Source organism: Arsukibacterium sp. (assembly GCF_036735525.1).
GTDB lineage: Bacteria > Pseudomonadota > Gammaproteobacteria > Enterobacterales > Alteromonadaceae > Alishewanella.
The window spans coordinates 12,534-28,994 of record NZ_DAINOE010000043.1; the positions used below are offsets into that span (position 1 = coordinate 12,534).

Annotated in this window: 14 protein-coding genes; 5 read left to right on the top strand and 9 right to left on the bottom strand. The window is 50.3% G+C overall.

What is annotated here, in order from left to right; genetic code table 11:
- The first annotated feature begins 66 nt into the window (after positions 1-66).
- On the top strand, positions 67-723 hold the full coding sequence (gene rpiA, locus V7D78_RS09980) for a ribose-5-phosphate isomerase RpiA (RefSeq protein ID WP_333608302.1): 657 nt from the start codon (positions 67-69) through the stop codon (positions 721-723).
- Positions 724-774: 51 nt separating this feature from the next.
- Entirely contained in the window at positions 775-2,001 is a 1,227-nt protein-coding gene (gene serA, locus V7D78_RS09985; protein WP_333608303.1) for a phosphoglycerate dehydrogenase, read from the top strand.
- A gap of 33 nt (positions 2,002-2,034) precedes the next feature.
- Here the strand turns inward: serA and V7D78_RS09990 are convergent, their stop codons facing one another.
- On the bottom strand, positions 2,035-3,441 hold the full coding sequence (locus V7D78_RS09990; RefSeq protein WP_333608304.1) for an MBL fold metallo-hydrolase: 1,407 nt from the start codon (positions 3,439-3,441) through the stop codon (positions 2,035-2,037).
- Positions 3,431-5,089, bottom strand: coding sequence for a Na/Pi cotransporter family protein (locus V7D78_RS09995; protein ID WP_333608305.1), 1,659 nt, complete (start codon positions 5,087-5,089; stop codon positions 3,431-3,433). Before V7D78_RS09995 ends, V7D78_RS09990 begins: the two co-directional genes overlap by 11 nt.
- Positions 5,090-5,195: 106 nt before the next feature.
- Here V7D78_RS09995 and V7D78_RS10000 point away from each other — a divergent pair, with 106 nt between their 5' ends.
- The gene (locus V7D78_RS10000; protein WP_333608306.1) at positions 5,196-6,074 is read left to right on the top strand and encodes a TIGR00730 family Rossman fold protein; all 879 of its coding nucleotides are present in this window, start codon (positions 5,196-5,198) and stop codon (positions 6,072-6,074) included.
- Here V7D78_RS10000 and V7D78_RS10005 read toward each other — a convergent pair.
- Entirely contained in the window at positions 6,043-7,365 is a 1,323-nt protein-coding gene (locus V7D78_RS10005) for a glycerophosphodiester phosphodiesterase family protein (RefSeq protein WP_333608307.1), read from the bottom strand. The two genes, V7D78_RS10000 and V7D78_RS10005, sit on opposite strands and share 32 nt — an antisense overlap.
- Before the next feature lie 258 nt (positions 7,366-7,623).
- On the opposite strand from V7D78_RS10005, the gene V7D78_RS10010 reads away from it, so the two are divergent.
- On the top strand, positions 7,624-9,924 hold the full coding sequence (locus V7D78_RS10010) for a TonB-dependent receptor domain-containing protein (RefSeq protein ID WP_333608308.1): 2,301 nt from the start codon (positions 7,624-7,626) through the stop codon (positions 9,922-9,924).
- Positions 9,925-10,026: 102 nt separating this feature from the next.
- On the top strand, positions 10,027-12,021 hold the full coding sequence (locus V7D78_RS10015; protein WP_333608309.1) for a PhoX family protein: 1,995 nt from the start codon (positions 10,027-10,029) through the stop codon (positions 12,019-12,021).
- On the opposite strand, the gene tyrA is transcribed toward V7D78_RS10015, so the two are convergent.
- From tyrA to rpsP, 6 genes are all read right to left on the bottom strand, one after another.
- Complete coding sequence (gene tyrA / locus V7D78_RS10020; protein ID WP_333608310.1) at positions 12,018-13,160, bottom strand: bifunctional chorismate mutase/prephenate dehydrogenase; 1,143 nt, start codon at positions 13,158-13,160, stop codon at positions 12,018-12,020. The genes V7D78_RS10015 and tyrA overlap by 4 nt on opposite strands.
- A 1-nt stretch (position 13,161) precedes the next feature.
- Positions 13,162-14,220, bottom strand: coding sequence for a 3-deoxy-7-phosphoheptulonate synthase (locus tag V7D78_RS10025; protein ID WP_333608311.1), 1,059 nt, complete (start codon positions 14,218-14,220; stop codon positions 13,162-13,164).
- Positions 14,221-14,517: 297 nt separating this feature from the next.
- Positions 14,518-14,877 (bottom strand): 50S ribosomal protein L19, encoded by a 360-nt coding sequence (rplS, locus tag V7D78_RS10030; protein WP_333608312.1) that lies wholly within the window; start codon positions 14,875-14,877, stop codon positions 14,518-14,520.
- A 12-nt stretch (positions 14,878-14,889) separates the two neighbouring features.
- The gene (gene trmD, locus V7D78_RS10035; protein WP_333608313.1) at positions 14,890-15,684 is read right to left on the bottom strand and encodes a tRNA (guanosine(37)-N1)-methyltransferase TrmD; all 795 of its coding nucleotides are present in this window, start codon (positions 15,682-15,684) and stop codon (positions 14,890-14,892) included.
- Positions 15,684-16,211: a ribosome maturation factor RimM gene (rimM, locus tag V7D78_RS10040; RefSeq protein WP_333608314.1), complete on the bottom strand. Its 528-nt coding sequence runs from the start codon at positions 16,209-16,211 to the stop codon at positions 15,684-15,686. The genes trmD and rimM overlap by 1 nt, the downstream gene beginning before the upstream one ends.
- 29 nt (positions 16,212-16,240) lie before the next feature.
- The coding region (gene rpsP / locus V7D78_RS10045) for a 30S ribosomal protein S16 (RefSeq protein WP_333608315.1) at positions 16,241-16,461 on the bottom strand (221 nt) is incomplete at its 5' end.

The window sequence follows — 16,461 nt, forward strand, 5'->3', positions numbered from 1 at the left end:
GCTGTTGTCCCGGCCGGCTTTCGATATAATATCCATCTGTATGGCTAAATGAAAACGGACTCACTGATGACTCAAGATGAAATGAAACGCAAAGCTGCCTGGGCGGCGCTCGAATTTGTCCCGGCCAATAGCATAGTAGGTGTTGGCACCGGCTCAACGGTGAATCATTTTATTGAAGCGCTGGCCAGCATTAAACATCAAATCAGTGGCACCGTATCCAGCTCTGTACAATCCACCGACAAGCTGCGCGCTTTGGGTATTCCTGTGCTGGAGTTAAATGATGTTAGCGAGTTTGCCGTGTACATTGATGGCGCCGATGAAATAAACCCGCAACGCCACATGATAAAAGGCGGTGGCGCCGCCCTTACCCGTGAAAAAATTGTCGCAGCGGTAGCTAAGCGCTTTATTTGTATTGTCGATAGCAGCAAGCAAGTTGAGGTGCTGGGGCAGTTTCCGCTGCCGGTTGAAGTGATCCCGATGGCGGCCGCTTATGTCAGCCGAGAACTGGCCAAGCTCGGTGGCACACCGGTGCTGCGTCAGGGCGTTATTACCGATAATGGTAATCAGATCATTGATGTGCATGGCCTGAGCATTACCGAGCCATTGCAGTTTGAACAGCAACTAAACAACATTGTTGGCGTGGTCACCAACGGCATTTTTGCCCAGCGTGCCGCCGATATCGTGCTGGTGGGCAGTGCTACAGGCACCAAAATAATTCAATAGCTAACAGTGCCTGATGTATCCATTTTTTAAATTAAAGCAAAGAGAAGTGACATGGAAAAATTTTCACTGCCAAAAGATAAAATAAAAATCCTTTTACTGGAAGGCCTGCACCACAGTGCCGTACAAACCTTTAAAGATCAGGGTTACAGCAATATCGAGTACTTAAAAACCTCGCTGCCAGAGGACGAACTGATTGAGCGGATGAAAGACGCGCACTTTGTCGGTATCCGTTCACGCAGCCAACTGACAGAAGCCGTGCTGGATGCCGCCACAAAATTGGTTGCCATCGGTTGTTTTTGCATTGGTACCAATCAGGTCGATTTAGACGCAGCCAGGCTACGGGGTATTCCGGTATTTAATGCCCCTTTTTCTAATACCCGCTCGGTGGCCGAGTTAGTGCTGGGGCAAATTATTATGCTGTTGCGCGGTATTCCGCAGCGCAATGCCGCCGCACACCGTGGTGAGTGGCTAAAAACGGCTGATAATTCTTATGAAGCCCGTGGCAAAACCCTTGGCATTATTGGTTATGGCCATATCGGCACCCAGCTGGGCATTATGGCCGAGAACATTGGCATGCGCGTGCAGTTTTACGATATTGAAAGCAAACTGGTACTGGGTAACGCCACCCAGGTTGAATTAAGTCAGCTGTTAAAAACCTCTGATGTAATTAGCCTGCATGTGCCGGAAACCGCTCAAACCAAGAACATGATTGGCGAAGCCGAGCTGGCGCTGATGAAGCAAGGCGCCATTTTAATTAACGCCTCACGCGGCACTGTAGTAGATATTGACGCCCTGACTCAGGTACTGCAACAGCAAAAACTGGCCGGCGCGGCTATCGACGTGTTCCCGGTGGAGCCCAAAGGCAATAACGAAGAGTTTATCTCGCCACTGCGCGCCTTTGATAATGTCATTTTAACGCCGCACATTGGCGGCTCTACGCAAGAAGCCCAGGAAAATATTGGCTTTGAAGTGGCCGGTAAAATGGTGAAATACAGTGATAACGGCTCAACGCTGTCTGCGGTTAACTTCCCTGAAGTGTCGCTGCCAGAGCATAAAGGCCGCTCCCGCTTACTGCATATCCATAAAAACCAACCGGGTATGCTGACCAAAATTAACGAAGCTTTTGCCAAGCACAATATCAATATTTCTGGTCAGTACTTACAAACCGTTCAGGAAATTGGTTATGTGGTGATCGACATCGATTCTGCCGATCACGAACTGGCACTCAACGAGTTAAAAGCTATCCCCGGCACCTTAAGGGCCAGGGTATTGCACTAAGCTTTTACAACACAATAGCGCCAGGCATTCGCTTTATAACTCTATAATGTCACCGATAGCGGGGATCCTGGCGTGGATCCCTTGCTTGGCTAACTCTTGTTGTAAAGTTTGCTGCGCCTGTGGCTCGCCATGAATAAGATAAAATTCTGGCTGGCCACCAATAGCACCGGCCCAGGCCAATAACTCCGACTGACCGGCATGGGCTGAAAAACCGCCAATGGTATGCACCTGCGCTTTGACGACGATGTCCTGGCCAAATAACTTCACCCGCCGCTCACCATCGACCAACCGCCGCCCCAGGGTACCTTTTGCCTGAAAGCCAACAAAAATCAGATGGTTAGTGTTTTTCCATAAATTATGTTTTAAATGGTGCACTATACGGCCTCCATTACACATACCGCTGCCGGCAATAATGATGGCACCTTTGGTGACCCGGTTAATGGCCATCGAATCTTCTACTTTTTCGGTTAACTTCAGCATTGGCAACAACTGCTCCAGATTGCGGCCTGGCCCGGCACCAATTCTGGCTAAATCAGCTTTATCCAGCGAATGCAGATAGTCGTTGTAAATTTGGGTAATACTAATGGCCATAGGGCTATCCAGGAAAATAGCCTGCTGTTTTAAACGGCCCTGATGATATAGCAACGCCAGGTAGTACAGGATTTCCTGCGAGCGCCCCAGCGCAAAGGCCGGAATAAACACATTGCCGCCCTGATCGTAGGCTTGCGACAGGGCTGTGGCAAATTCCTCTATAGTGCTGTCCAGCGCCTGATGATTACGATCGCCGTAAGTGCTTTCCATCAACACTATATCGGCCTGACCAATATCAGTCGGATCGTGCATTAACACTGTGGCCGGATTACCCAAATCGCCGGAAAACACCAGCTTACGCATGGCCTGACGGCCTTTTAGCCATAACTGCACTATGGCTGAGCCCAGAATATGGCCGGCATCGGCAAATTCCAGCTCTAAACCCGGTAGCGGCACCATCCTTTTGCGATAAGCTAACGGCTGCACCAACTGGCTGACCCGCTCAGCATCAGCCAGCGTCATTACCGGCTCTTGCTGCTTTTTATCACTGCGCGCAGCTTTTCTGTTTTGCCACTCCAAATCTTTTAAATACAAGCCTACTGAGTCTTTTAGTAACACTGTTAATAATTCAGCGGTACCGGCAGTACAAATAATTTTGCCGTTAAAACCCTTAGATACCAGCAACGGCAGTAAGCCGCTGTGATCAATATGCGCATGCGATAAAATCACCAGATCAATGTCTTTCGGTTTAAAGGCAAACTTAAACTTATGCCACTCCCGCACCTGATCCGCGCCCTGCGTCATACCGCAGTCCAGCAAAATCTGCTGGTTATTATGCTTAATAAGGTAACAAGAGCCGGTAACCTGACCGGCAGCCCCGATAAAACGTAAACTGGCATTAACTGGCATCCGCGTGCTCCTTTGGTGTGTCTTGGCTTTTACTCTCTGCAAGATTGTCTGCTGATTTGTCAACAACGTGCTCTGCTGCAGTATCATGCGGCTGGTACTGATTTTGTAAGTTTCCCAGCGCCAGCATGGCCCGGGTTAACTGCTGATTAAAGCGACGCAGCTCAGCAAAGCGTAATAGCTGATCGCCGCCCTTGTCATTACTAAGACGCTCGCTGAGCACCAGCATGTACAACTGCTTTTTCAGTTGCTGCCGCTCACGCATCAGCTCGCGGTAACAACTGCGCACGGCCGGCGCATCTTGTGGCCAATGTGCGGCAATCAGTTGCTGCCATAACGGCTGCTCCAGCAATAAGCCATCAATATCCGCAGCCAGATGCCGGTGTAAGGCCGGAAATAATTGCAGCGTCAATTCCAGTCGTAACTGATTTTTTACCAGCTCACTGAGCGCCTGAGCTTCCTGCTCCGCCAGCTGTTGTTTACCCAGTTGCAGCATATAGTGGCTAAGCTCCGTTTGCAGCTGGCGGATAGCATCCAGCGTATCAGTGTCGGTACCTTTACCTTTACTCAGCGCCAACGCCTGACTGGCAATCAACTGCCCTACCCGCAAGGTTTCCATACTCAGGGTTTTAATGGCCAGGGCTGGTATCGCCAGACTGGAGGCATCCAGGCTGCGCAGTTGATCAATAGATTGCCGGCGAAAGCGGCTATTCAGATATAACACTAAGCGCCCGGTAATAGGCCACATTAACAGTACGCCCAGCACATTAAACAGCGTATGGAACAGCGCCAGACTTACCGCAGCAGAAGGATCGGCAAACAACGCATGTTGCAGCCACGATATCAACCACAGCAAAGGGTTGAGTATGATTAACGCCACCAGACCGGTAAGTACGTTAAAAATTACATGCAGCATCGCCAGCCGTTTAGCTTTCGCGGTGGCCGCCAGTGTGGACATTAATGCCGTAGAGGTAGTACCGAGGTTAGCGCCAATAACAAAGGCTGCCCCTAAAGCTAAGGGCAATACCCCGGCTGATACGGCGGTAATCACCAGCGCTATCACCGCAATGGAGGCTTGCATCAGGGTACTGAGCAAAGTACCCAGCAACACACCCAGTAAAATCCCCCAGATACCCAACTGACTTAAGGTTTCAAACTCAATATCAATAAAGGCAGCATCAAAGCTTTGCTTTAAAAAGCTCAGCCCCAAAAACAGCATGCCAAAGCCAATCATGCCCTCGCCGATGCCTCTGCGCCTTACCGACTTACTAAATAACTGCAGCACAGCACCAACACCAACAATCGGCAGCGCTAACGCATCAATTTTAAATTGCAGGCCAACTAACGCAATAAACCAGCCAGTGACCGAGGTACCGACATTACTGCCATAAATAACATAGGCGGCATTTTGCAGCGATAAAATACCGGCATTGATAAAGCCAATCGTCGTCACGGTAATAGCGCTGGACGATTGCACCGCTACTGTTGCTATACCACCAAACAGCACACCCTGAATGGGTTTACCGGTCCAGCGTTGTAAAAACTGCATTAAGCTTGGTCCGGCAGCGGTTTTTAAACCACGGCTCATCCAGTCCATGCCCAGTAAAATTAAGCCGAGAGCCCCAAAGGCCATCAGCGCATCAGTCCACATTGTAATTCCTTGTATAATTTGAGCATTTATATCGTAACTTGTGCCTGTTAATATTAGTCTAGATCAAACAATACCGATACGGTGGCAGGCAACAGGAGCTTGGCTAATGTCAGAAAAAAACTTATATAAACGCCATTTTACAACAGCACAGGAATCGCTGAATGCCATTAATCAGCTGCAAGATCATGAGTCTTATAAGTTAGCCTTCGCCGATCATGCGTTTTTAATGCAAGACGAATTACGTCATGTGCGCTTGCAACTGGAATATCTGAAACCACAACTGGTGCTGGAACAACATCAAGTGGAAGCCACCATAGTGGTATTTGGCAGTGCCCGTTTCTGGTCACCCGAGCAGGCCACACTGGCTTTGCAACAGGCTGAGACTGCCTTAGCCGCCAACCCGGATGATGCCAATATGCAACAAGCCAAATTGCTGGCAGTACGGCAGGTGCGCAGCAGTGGCTATTATGCGGCGGCGCAGCGTTTTGCCGAGCTGGTGACGACACACAGCCAACAGCATCAGGATAATGCACTAATGATTATCAGTGGTGGTGGCCCCGGTATTATGGAAGCGGCCAACAGAGGGGCTATGGCCGCAGGTGGCCAGAGTATAGGGTTAAATATCGTGCTGCCCAAAGAGCAACACCCTAACCCCTACATCACACCGCAATTTTGTTTTCAGTTTCACTATTTTGCCATTCGTAAAATGCACTTTTTACAACGCGCCCGTGCTCTGGTGGCCTTTCCCGGCGGTTTTGGCACCCTGGATGAATTATTTGAAACCCTGACCTTAATTCAAACCCAAAAAGCCGGGCAGGTGCCGGTGATTTTATATGACAAAGCTTTTTGGCAGCGTTTAGTCAATTTTGACATGCTGGTCGAGGAAGGGTTAATCAGCCCACAGGATATCGACCTTATCCAGTACGCCGACAGCCCCGAGCAAGCCTGGCAAATTATTGCGGATTTTTATCAACTGACGCTCTAGTACTGGGCGCTAACAGGCAATTGGCGTAAAAGGTAGTAGTGGCAGGCCAGTCAGAGAATACGCCGATCACGCCAATGTCTCTGGCCAGCACATCTAACAATTGCAGTGCTACGCCTTCATGGGCCGTGAGCTCAGAGATAGATTGGTAATACCAACCACCGCCCTCGCTGAGCCGGCCTGAGCGCTCTAATGTCCAACTGATGATATCAAGCCCGGCGACTCTGGCAGCCTTAGCATAGGGTGATGGCACTATCTTGCCTTGCTCTGTGGTCACCAGCACCCAAAGTGGCGGCGCTATAATATTCAGGCCGGCAGCTTTTAACGCTGTCATTGAGGGGTGCCAGCTGGCCGGCTGCAAAGGGTCAAAACCCTCTGTTTCATAACGGCCATCCAGCCAGACCGCCTGTTTAGCAAATTCAGGCTCGGCAGCAAGCCAGTAAAGAATATCCTGATAATCAAAAGATTGCAGATACACCTGACTGGGTGCAACACCGGCTGCTTTATATTCATCAACTAATTGCTGCGCATATTGTTGCTGCGTATAACGGCCATTAAAAGGCATCGGTACTTCGGCGCCTTTTAGCTCCGGTGTCATTTTTCGATCTAATTGCTGCAGTAAAGTAATGCTTTGCTGATGAGAGAGCACAGCCGGACATTGCGCACTGTAAAGTTCCGTGCGCCAGTCCGGCGTCCCCTGAAGATATTCCGCTACCGTGCGGGCTTGCAGATTAATGCCATCCATTTTGCCGCAAAGCGACAAAAATTCAGTTAAATCAATATCACTGGTACAACACTCAGCCTGTGCCGGGCGCCCGCTTTGCGGATCTGCCGGCGTAAAAGGCTGGCGACAACGGGCGGCTAATTCTGGCCTGAGTAATATATCGGTAGTTTGGTGTAAGTCACATTGCGCATGGCGGCAAACCAGCTGCTTATCGCGGGTAAAGGTAACATCACATTCAATAATGCCAGCGCCCATCGCCGCCGCGGCCCGGTATGATGCGGCAGTATGCTCGGGGAACATCATAGGGGCGCCACGATGACCAATAGAAAAATCGCTGGCCACAAAAGGCCCCTGGCATTGGCGTAATTGCTGCTTAAGCTCACTGTCTGGCAGGCTGTCCACTAAATAAAATGGCCTGGGGCCCAGCTCGGCTAAAGGCCGCTCTGCGGCCTGGCTGAGCAGGCTGGTTGACATCAGCAAGCCCAGAGATAACAGTAAACCCAGTGATAACAGCCCGCTCGGTTTTAACCACTGCCGGTACAACTGCAACAAAGCATGCGTCATTTGCATCAAATAATCTCCGACATACTGAGCACAGCAGCCTAACGCAATACTATGTCAGTTAGATGACATAGTTACCAGCAATCCCACAAATTGTTTCATTCCGTTAAACAATACAATCCTAAAAAAACATCATGCACCGACAAATAAATATTTAAATACATTTAAGTAACATAATTTTGTCATAAAACGCCTGCACAATCCCTGCCGTCAGCAACTCATCTGACCATAACAACCAGATCCCGATAATAATAATGGAGAATTACCGTGTCTCAGTTTGCATTTAACCGCCTCAGCCTGGCATTAATGATGGCGCTAACTACCCCGCTACTCTCTGCTGCCGCGACAGAATCTGATAAAAACACCAGCCTGCAGGAGCAAGATGTAGAAGTGGTATCTGTGCTGGGTAAACGCGTTAGCTATGCCAACAACAGTACCGATGACCAGATGAAACAGGCGATGGCGCCAATTGGCAATGTAATGAATTTAATTGATAACCTGCCAGGCATCAATGTTGGCCAGGGGGATGCATTTGGCAGTGATGACTATACCACTACCATCAGTATGCGTGGCTTTGTCATCGATCGCGCCGATCAGCAACTGGGTATTACCATAGATGGTATTCCTAATGGTGGCTCTGCCTATGCCGGTGGCAGTAAAGCCAACCGTTATCTGGATGTAGAAAACACCCGCTTTATCGAAGTGGGCCAGGGCAGCGCTGATATTGCTTCAGCCTCACTGGATGCGTTGGGCGGAACCATTAATTTTGTCTCTGCCGACCCCCATATGGACAGTACAGCCCGCTTTGCCTATACCTCAGGCAGCTACAACGCCCGCCGTTATTTTGCCCGTGTCGACAGCGGTGAGCTGTTTGGTCACACCAGCGCGTATTTAAGCGTGTCAGACAGTTTTAATAATCGCTGGATTGGCACCGGCAGTAATGGCCATGCTGATCGCTTTCATGTTGAATTTAAATCAGTGACCGAATTAGACAAAGGCCGCATCACCACACGTTTTTCTTACGATGATGCGCATGAAGACAACTACGATTACCGCTCGCTTGCACAGTTTAAGCAAAACCCGCGCTGGGATGGCCTGACCAATGCCTGGACCGGTGATCCGGATATTGACCAAAACTTTGCCGAAGCCTGGTCTACCCTGCGTGAAAACAGCTTGCTTTATGTGAAAACCGAGTGGTTTCTAACCGATACGCTGGATCTGACGATCACGCCATACCTGCATCTTCAAAATGGCCGCGGTGACTGGTTGCCGCCTTATCAGGTGTTTGCCACTGATGTTGCCGGTAATCGCATTAACCAGGGCAATGGCAGTAATCGTATTACCTACACCCATGTTGATGCCAATGGCCAACCGATCCTGGATGGCAATAATCAGCAAGACGGCAGTAAACGGGTATCGTCTTATCGTCATACTCACTACGATAAAACCCGTTATGGCGCGACGGCCAACCTCAGCTGGGAACTGGGTGAGCACCGCCTACGCACCGGTGTCTGGCTGGAATCTCAGCAACGTAATCAAACGCGTGACTGGCACGCTGTGCTGGACCCACAAATTTATCATTATTTTGATGAGCAAGCCTACTGGGTACAATTTAATGATGATTATGACAATAAGGTGCTGAAATATTATTTGCAGGATCAGCTGCAACTGGGGGATGTTAACCTGACACTGGGGCTGCAACAGTACCGTATTGAAACCCGCCGCACGGACCTGTTTCAGCCAGCCAATAACGGCAAAGTGTCCAACACCTCATCGCTGCTGCCCAGTGTTGGCCTTATTTATACCCTGAATCCCAGTTTAGAGGTATTCAGTGGTTACTCGAAAAACTTTAAAGCCATCCCTGATACTATTCTGAACACTGTTGGTCAGAACTTTTCTGAGTTAAAGCCAGAAACTGCCGACAATATTGAGCTGGGTCTGCGTTATTTTGGTAACAGCATAAGTGCCGCCCTGACCTTGTACCAGATTAAGTTTAATAACCGCATTACCCTGCTGACCTATCAGGAGCTGGACGGCGCGCCGGACTATCTGACCGAGCTGGATGGCACCTTTATTAACATTGGTGGGGTTAACTCTAATGGTATGGAAGCCACTATCGACTGGCGTCTGGCAGCCGGCTTATCCTGGCGTTCTGCCTTAACCCTGAATAATTCAGAATATACCGAAAACATTAATGGCTATCGCAAAGGCGATAAGGTGGCGGCTATCCCTGAAACCATGCTCAGTACCAGTTTGAATTACCAGCTGGATAATTACCGGGCAGGGCTCAGTGCCAAGTACACCGGCAGCTATTTTGGCGCGGCCAAGCGTCTGGACGCTGCCAGTGGCTCACTGTGGAATCGCGACAGTATTCCTGCACACACTATTATTAATGCCAACTTTGGTTACCATGTCCCACTAAGCAGTAACAGTAACTTCAGTGCACTGGAGATTAATCTGGTGCTGAATAACCTGACCAACAAAGCCTATATTACTGGTGGTCAGGAAGGCGCTTATCTGCTGGGTGCTGGTCGCAGTAGTAGCCTGACGTTAAGTTTAAGCTTCTAAAGCGCATAAACATTTAACGCTAAAAGGCCTGGTGTCATCAGATTGTCATCTGCTGGCACTAGGCTAGCTATTTTGTATTTTGTCTTGTAGTGGATCTCTAATATGTCAACTAAGCCCTCTCCCCAATACGATATTTCTGGCATAGAGCCACTGTCAAATCATTCGGCAAACCCTGAGTTTGCTGATGTACTGCAGCGGCATCTGGCCCGGCGCCAGTTTTTAAAAGGCGGTGTGGCGCTGGCTGCGGCCGGTTTTTTTGGTTTAAGCAGCAGTGGCTGCCAACCCAGCAAGGTGGCCAGTGGCGTCTCGCACGCCTTAGTTGATACCAAATCCCTGCTGGGTTTTGAGGCCATTAGCACTAACCGTTTTGATGACATTACAGTACCTGAAGGCTACCAGACCCAGGTTATACTGCCTTGGGGTACGCCGTTATTAGCCAATGCCGCCAGTTATCAGGCCGATGCCAGCAATACGGCCGCGGATCAAGCCGGACAGATAGGCTCGCATCATGATGGTATGCATTTTTTCCCGATAGATTTAGCCTCCGGTGGCGATAATTCCGCTGAGGGCCTGTTGGTGATAAATCATGAGTATTGCGATCCGGGCATCTTGCACAGCTTTGGCGGTGCGGGTTTACCCCGTCAGGCTGACGAAGTGCACAAAGAGCTGGCGGCGCATGGCGTATCAGTAGCCCATATTCAGCGCCAGACCGATGGCAAATGGCAGTTATTACAACAAAGCCGTTATAACAGACGCATTACCGGCAGCACGCCGATGCAGTTAACCGGCCCGGTACGTGGCCACAGTAAATTGCGCACTGCTTACAGCCCGGATGGCACTGCGACCCGTGGTACCCTGAATAATTGTGCGCATGGCGTTACCCCCTGGGGCACCTATTTAACCTGTGAAGAAAACTGGGCCGGTTTATTTGTCAATTACGATGCGGCCTTGCCGCCTGAGCAGCGCCGTTATGGCGTACGTAATGAGCACAGTATAATGCACTGGGAAACCGCCGCACGGCAGGATGTCAGCTTACAACGCTTTAATGCCAGTACGGTGGCCGCGAGTGCTACGGAAGATTTTCGCAATGAACCGAATAACTTTGGCTGGATAGTAGAAATAGATCCCTTTAATCCCGACAGCACCCCGGTTAAACATACGGCGTTGGGCCGTTTTGCGCATGAGGGCATTATCTTTGCCAAGGCCGAAGCTGGCAAACCGCTGGTGGCTTACTCAGGTGATGATGCCCGCTTTGAATATATCTATAAGTTTGTCTCGAGCAAGCCCTATCAGCCTGAGACTGCCGGCCCGCATTTGCTGGATAGCGGCACCCTATATGCCGCACGCTTTAATGACGATGGCAGCGGTGAATGGCTGCCGCTGGACATCAATGATGCCGATTTTGCCGCTAAAGCCACAGCAGCTGGCGTGCACTTTACTGATCAGGCCGATTTACTGATCAACACCCGTCGTGCTGCCGATATTGCCGGCGCCACCAAGATGGACCGCCCGGAATGGGGTGCGGTGCATCCTGATAGCAATGAAGTCTACTTTACGCTGACCAATAATACCGAGCGGCATAGCTCGCAGCGTAACGCAGCTAATCCGCGCGCCAATAACAGCAATGGCCATATTATTCGCTGGCGTGAGCAAAGCGATAATCGCTTTAACTGGGATATTTTTTTATTGTCTGGCGATGTGTACACCAGCACACCGGGTCAGCCAATGATGCTGGATGACAGTAATCATCATGCCTCACCCGATGGCCTCTGGTTTGACCGCAACGGCTTATTGTGGATCCAAACCGATATGTCCGGCAGCCAGTTACACAGCGGACCCTTTGGTAATAATCAGATGTTGGTTGCCGATCCTGGCCGCTCGCTACTAAAACGCTTTTTAGTCGGCCCTGTTGGCTGTGAAGTGACTGGTGTCGTGATGACGCCGGACTGCCGCACGATGTTTGTCAATATTCAGCACCCGGGCGAAGGTTCTGGCCCCTATAGCTTTAGCAGTACCTGGCCTGATCGCCGCGCGCGCCGGCCACGCTCGGCCACCGTAGTGATTACCCGAAAAGACGGTGGCATTATTGGCAGCTAGCTGCGGCCATCGGCGGCTTTTTGCAGTAATTGCTTACTTTCCTGCAAAAATTGCCCGGCCAGCTCGCCAAAAAATTGCTGGCCTTTGGCAAACTGTGCCATCAGCCCGGCTTTATCTTGCTGCTGCAACAATTGCAGCAGCTCGCTAAAGCGCTGTTGATAGCGTTGCAGTAAGCTGCTTACGTCACTGGATGACAGCATAATATCCGCATAAAGCTCAGCATTTTGCGCAAATAAGCGGCCAACCATCGCCAGTTCCAAGCGGTAAATAGGCGAGCTTAACTGCAACAATTGCTGTAAATCTGCCTGCTCATCGGCCAGATGTACCCCATAGACCAGTGATGAAAAATGGCGCATCGCCTGAATCAGCTGCATCGCGCTGTCGTGCTCTGCGGCTTGTTTTACCGCCAGCTCTGCTCCCCACACCGTTAACTGTTGCAACAACCAGTCATACTGCTGCTGCGACCGGCCATGACAGACCACCACTACCTGTTTTACCAGATTACTGATATCCGGGCCGAACATCGGGTGCAAACCGACTACCGGCCCGGCATGCTGCTGCAGCATGGCCGCCAGTGGCTGCGCTTTAATGCTGGTAATATCAGCCAGCACACAGTCATCTGCCAGCCGCGGTAGTTTAGCAATCAGCTCGGCTGTCTGGGTAATGGGCACGGCTAACAGCACTAATACTGCCTCAGCACACAGCTGCGCCGCCTCAGGCCAGTCGGTTTGCTCCAGTATCTGCACCTGATAACCCGAGCGCTGAAACAAACTGACAAAACGCGAGCCAAGCGCCCCTGCGCCGCCCACCACTACCACCTTGCCGCCACCTTCGCGGCAACAGACAAAGTGGCTCTCTTGCGTAGCATAAGACTCGCGCATAATGCGCCGCAGTACATCTTCGGTTAAATCGGCGGAGACACCAAGGGCTGCGGCTTGCTCGCGCCGCGCCGATAATAACGCCTGCTCGCGCTCAGGCACATATACCGGCAGCGCAAATTGCTGTTTTATCTGGCCAACCTGAGCGGTCACTTTCGCCCGCTCAGCCAATAAGGCCACCAGCTGGCTGTCCAGGCTATCTATTTGCTGACGCAGCGGCGCCAGCGCTTGCTGCGCCGCCTGGCGGTTGTCTGCAGCCATCTCAGGCCGCCGCAGTCGCAGGTTGCATGCTGTGGTGTAATTGCGCCAACAGCTCGGCGGTGGTCTCCCAATCAATGCAGGCATCGGTTACCGAGACGCCATATTTGTCCGCTTTGCCCGCGACTAAATCCTGACGTCCGGCATGTAAATGGCTTTCCAGCATAATGCCGATAATAGCGTCATTGCCGGCCAATCGCTGTGCCACCACGTTTTGAGCGACCTCGCCCTGGCGGTTATGATCTTTATTCGAGTTACCATGGCTGCAATCCACTACTATGCCCCGCGGCAATTGCAGTTTATCCAGCTTGGCCAGCGCTTCACCAATGCTTTGCTCGTCATAATTGGGCTTACTACCACCCCGTAAAATAATGTGGCCATCAGGGTTACCGGCCGTTTGCACCAAACTTACCTCGCCACGCTGATTAATACCAATAAAGCTGTGGCCACTGGCGGCTGATTGCAGCGCATTTAATGCTATGGCCAAATTACCGTCGGTGCCATTTTTAAAGCCAACCGGCATAGACAAACCACTGGCCATTTCGCGGTGAGTTTGCGACTCAACGGTACGGGCGCCAATGGCAGCCCAGCTGATTAAATCAGATAAGTATTGCGGGCTTATCGGATCCAGCGCTTCAGTGGCAGTAGGCAACTGCATATCGACCATTTTTAACAGCAGCTCGCGGCCCCAGGTTAAACCGGTTTCCAGATCAAAGGAGTCATCCAGATGCGGATCATTGATAAAGCCTTTCCAGCCGACGGTAGTGCGCGGTTTTTCAAAATATACTCGCATCACTATGTACAAGCTGTCGGCGTATTGCACTTGCAGTTGTTTTAGCTTTTTGGCGTATTCAATGGCCGCCACAGGATCGTGAATAGAACAAGGTCCGGTCACCACTAACAACCGTTTATCTTTGCCATGCACTATATTGGCAATATCGGCACGGGCCTGCGCTACAAAGAGTGCGCCCTCTTCCGATAAGGGCAGCACCTTTTTTAACACTGCCGGTGGGCTTAACGGTTTTTCTGCGACTATGCGTAAATCATCTACTATTTTGCTCATGGTAACACCAGCTCCGGTTAACGCTGTTGCAGGTAATTAAGCATAAGATAAAACCCGGCATTGACAATGCCCGCTTCAGCTGTAAACTTAAAATTACAACACGTATTTAATTAAATACAATACCGGCATACTACGTTTCAAGCTGCTCAAGGTCAACCCTTTGCAAGCCAATAAAAACGCGATTTGGATGATAAATCACCATTAACAAAAACTGTAAATAATTTCGTACAAAATTCAGGGGTGGGTGATGACAGAGGATAAAAAAAAGGCCGACTTGCGTCGGCCTTTTTCAGTTGCTTAGTTAAGCTTTTCACGGATACGCGCTGATTTACCTGAACGATCGCGTAAGTAGTAAAGCTTAGCACGGCGAACGGCACCACGACGTTTCACGGTGATGCTGTCTACCAGCGGGCTGTGCGTCTGAAATACACGCTCAACACCTTCGCCATTAGAGATTTTACGTACGGTGAATGCAGAATGCAGACCGCGGTTACGCTTAGCGATAACTACGCCTTCAAACGCCTGCAGACGACTCTTATCACCTTCTGTTACTTTTACCTGAACCACAACAGTGTCGCCCGGCGCGAACGCAGGAACGTCTTTCTTTAACTGCTCTTCTTCAAGCATTTTGATGATGTTTTGGCTAACTTTGCTCATAACAATCTCACTTTACCTGGTATAACTGTCTTCTTGCTGCCCCGTCCGGCACTCTTGCTGATGTTCCTGTTGAAACTCAGCCAGTAACCGTCGTTGCTCCTCAGTCAGAGCCAGGAGATTTAACATATCCGGTCGCCTAAGCCAGGTTCTACCAAGAGCCTGCTTTAAACGCCAGCGTCGTATATTTTCATGGTTACCACTCAGTAATACTGCGGGTACCTGTTTGTTTGCTAACACCTCTGGTCTGGTGTAGTGCGGACAATCCAGCAAACCGGATGCAAACGAATCCTGCTCTGCTGACAAATCATGCCCCAGTACGCCTGGTACCAGTCGCGATATAGCGTCTATTAACACCATCGCCGGCAATTCGCCGCCACTCAGTACGTAATCGCCGATTGACCATTCTTCATCAATTTCGGTTTCGATTACGCGCTCATCAATCCCTTCGTAACGGCCAGCTACTAACAGTAGCCTGGGGTGTTTAGCCAGCTCCGCTACACCCTGCTGATCTAGTTTGCGGCCTTGCGGCGACAAGTAGACAGTGTGCACTTTGCCTGGCACAGCCTGCTTAGCGGTGCGAATTGCATCCGTTAGCGGCTGCACCATCATTAGCATGCCTGGTCCACCGCCATAAGGCCGGTCATCTACAGTCCGGTGTTTATCCGAGGTAAAATCCCGCGGGTTAAAGCACTGAAGCTGAATAATGCCCTGTTTAACTGCCCTGCCAGTGACCCCGTACTGCGTAATTGCCTGAAACATTTCCGGAAACAGTGAGACAACGCCCACCCACCTTGGCTGTTCCTGCATTAAAACGCCGGGTCCCAATCAACTAAGATTTGCTGCTGCGCCATATTCACCTCTTTAATCACCGTATCGGTTAAAAAGGGAATTAAACGCTCACCCTTACCAAATGCATCGGTCCGGTTTGCTTTAACCACTAACACGTCGTTAGAGCCCGTTTCCATTAAATCGGTGACCTGCCCTAAGTGATAACCTGCTACATTGATTACCGATAAGCCCATCAGGTCTTTCCAGTAAAACTCACCATCGTCAAGCGAAGGAAGAGCTGCAGCGGCTACCGCTATTTCAGCATTAACATACTGCTGAGCCAGATCGCGGTCATTAATATCACTCAGTTTGGCGATTAAGCTATTGCTATGTCGCTTCCAGCTGGCGATCTGCATCGGTTGCCAGTTACCCTGAAATTTGACTTGCCAGGGTGTGTAATCAAATATTCCTTCCGGAATATCAGTGTAGGAGTTAACTTTTAGCCAGCCATTGATACCGTAAACTGCACCAAACTTGCCTAGCACGACTAAATCTTTTTCACTCAAAGGTGATAACTCCACACGTTTTATGCTAATTAAGCGGCAACTTTCTTAGCATTTTTTACCAAGTTGGCTACGCGATCACTCAGTGAAGCACCTTGTGCTACCCAGTGGTCAACGCGATCCAGGTCCAGACGCAGTTTCTCTTCAGCACCGCCAGCGATTGGGTTAAAGAAACCCACGCGCTCAATAAAGCGGCCGTCACGAGCAAAACGGCTGTCCGCTACCACAACTTGGTAAAATGGACGCTTTTTCG

Excerpts from the sequence above, each read along its gene's own strand:
- rpiA (WP_333608302.1), top strand. The coding sequence starts at position 67 with ATGACTCAAGATGAAATGAAACGCAAAGCTGCCTGGGCGGCGCTCGAA.
- serA (WP_333608303.1), top strand. The coding sequence starts at position 775 with ATGGAAAAATTTTCACTGCCAAAAGATAAAATAAAAATCCTTTTACTG.
- V7D78_RS09990 (WP_333608304.1), bottom strand. The coding sequence starts at position 3,441 with ATGCCAGTTAATGCCAGTTTACGTTTTATCGGGGCTGCCGGTCAGGTT.
- V7D78_RS09995 (WP_333608305.1), bottom strand. The coding sequence starts at position 5,089 with ATGTGGACTGATGCGCTGATGGCCTTTGGGGCTCTCGGCTTAATTTTA.
- V7D78_RS10000 (WP_333608306.1), top strand. The coding sequence starts at position 5,196 with ATGTCAGAAAAAAACTTATATAAACGCCATTTTACAACAGCACAGGAA.
- V7D78_RS10005 (WP_333608307.1), bottom strand. The coding sequence starts at position 7,365 with ATGCAAATGACGCATGCTTTGTTGCAGTTGTACCGGCAGTGGTTAAAA.
- V7D78_RS10015 (WP_333608309.1), top strand. The coding sequence starts at position 10,027 with ATGTCAACTAAGCCCTCTCCCCAATACGATATTTCTGGCATAGAGCCA.
- tyrA (WP_333608310.1), bottom strand. The coding sequence starts at position 13,160 with ATGGCTGCAGACAACCGCCAGGCGGCGCAGCAAGCGCTGGCGCCGCTG.
- V7D78_RS10025 (WP_333608311.1), bottom strand. The coding sequence starts at position 14,220 with ATGAGCAAAATAGTAGATGATTTACGCATAGTCGCAGAAAAACCGTTA.
- rplS (WP_333608312.1), bottom strand. The coding sequence starts at position 14,877 with ATGAGCAAAGTTAGCCAAAACATCATCAAAATGCTTGAAGAAGAGCAG.
- trmD (WP_333608313.1), bottom strand. The coding sequence starts at position 15,684 with ATGCAGGAACAGCCAAGGTGGGTGGGCGTTGTCTCACTGTTTCCGGAA.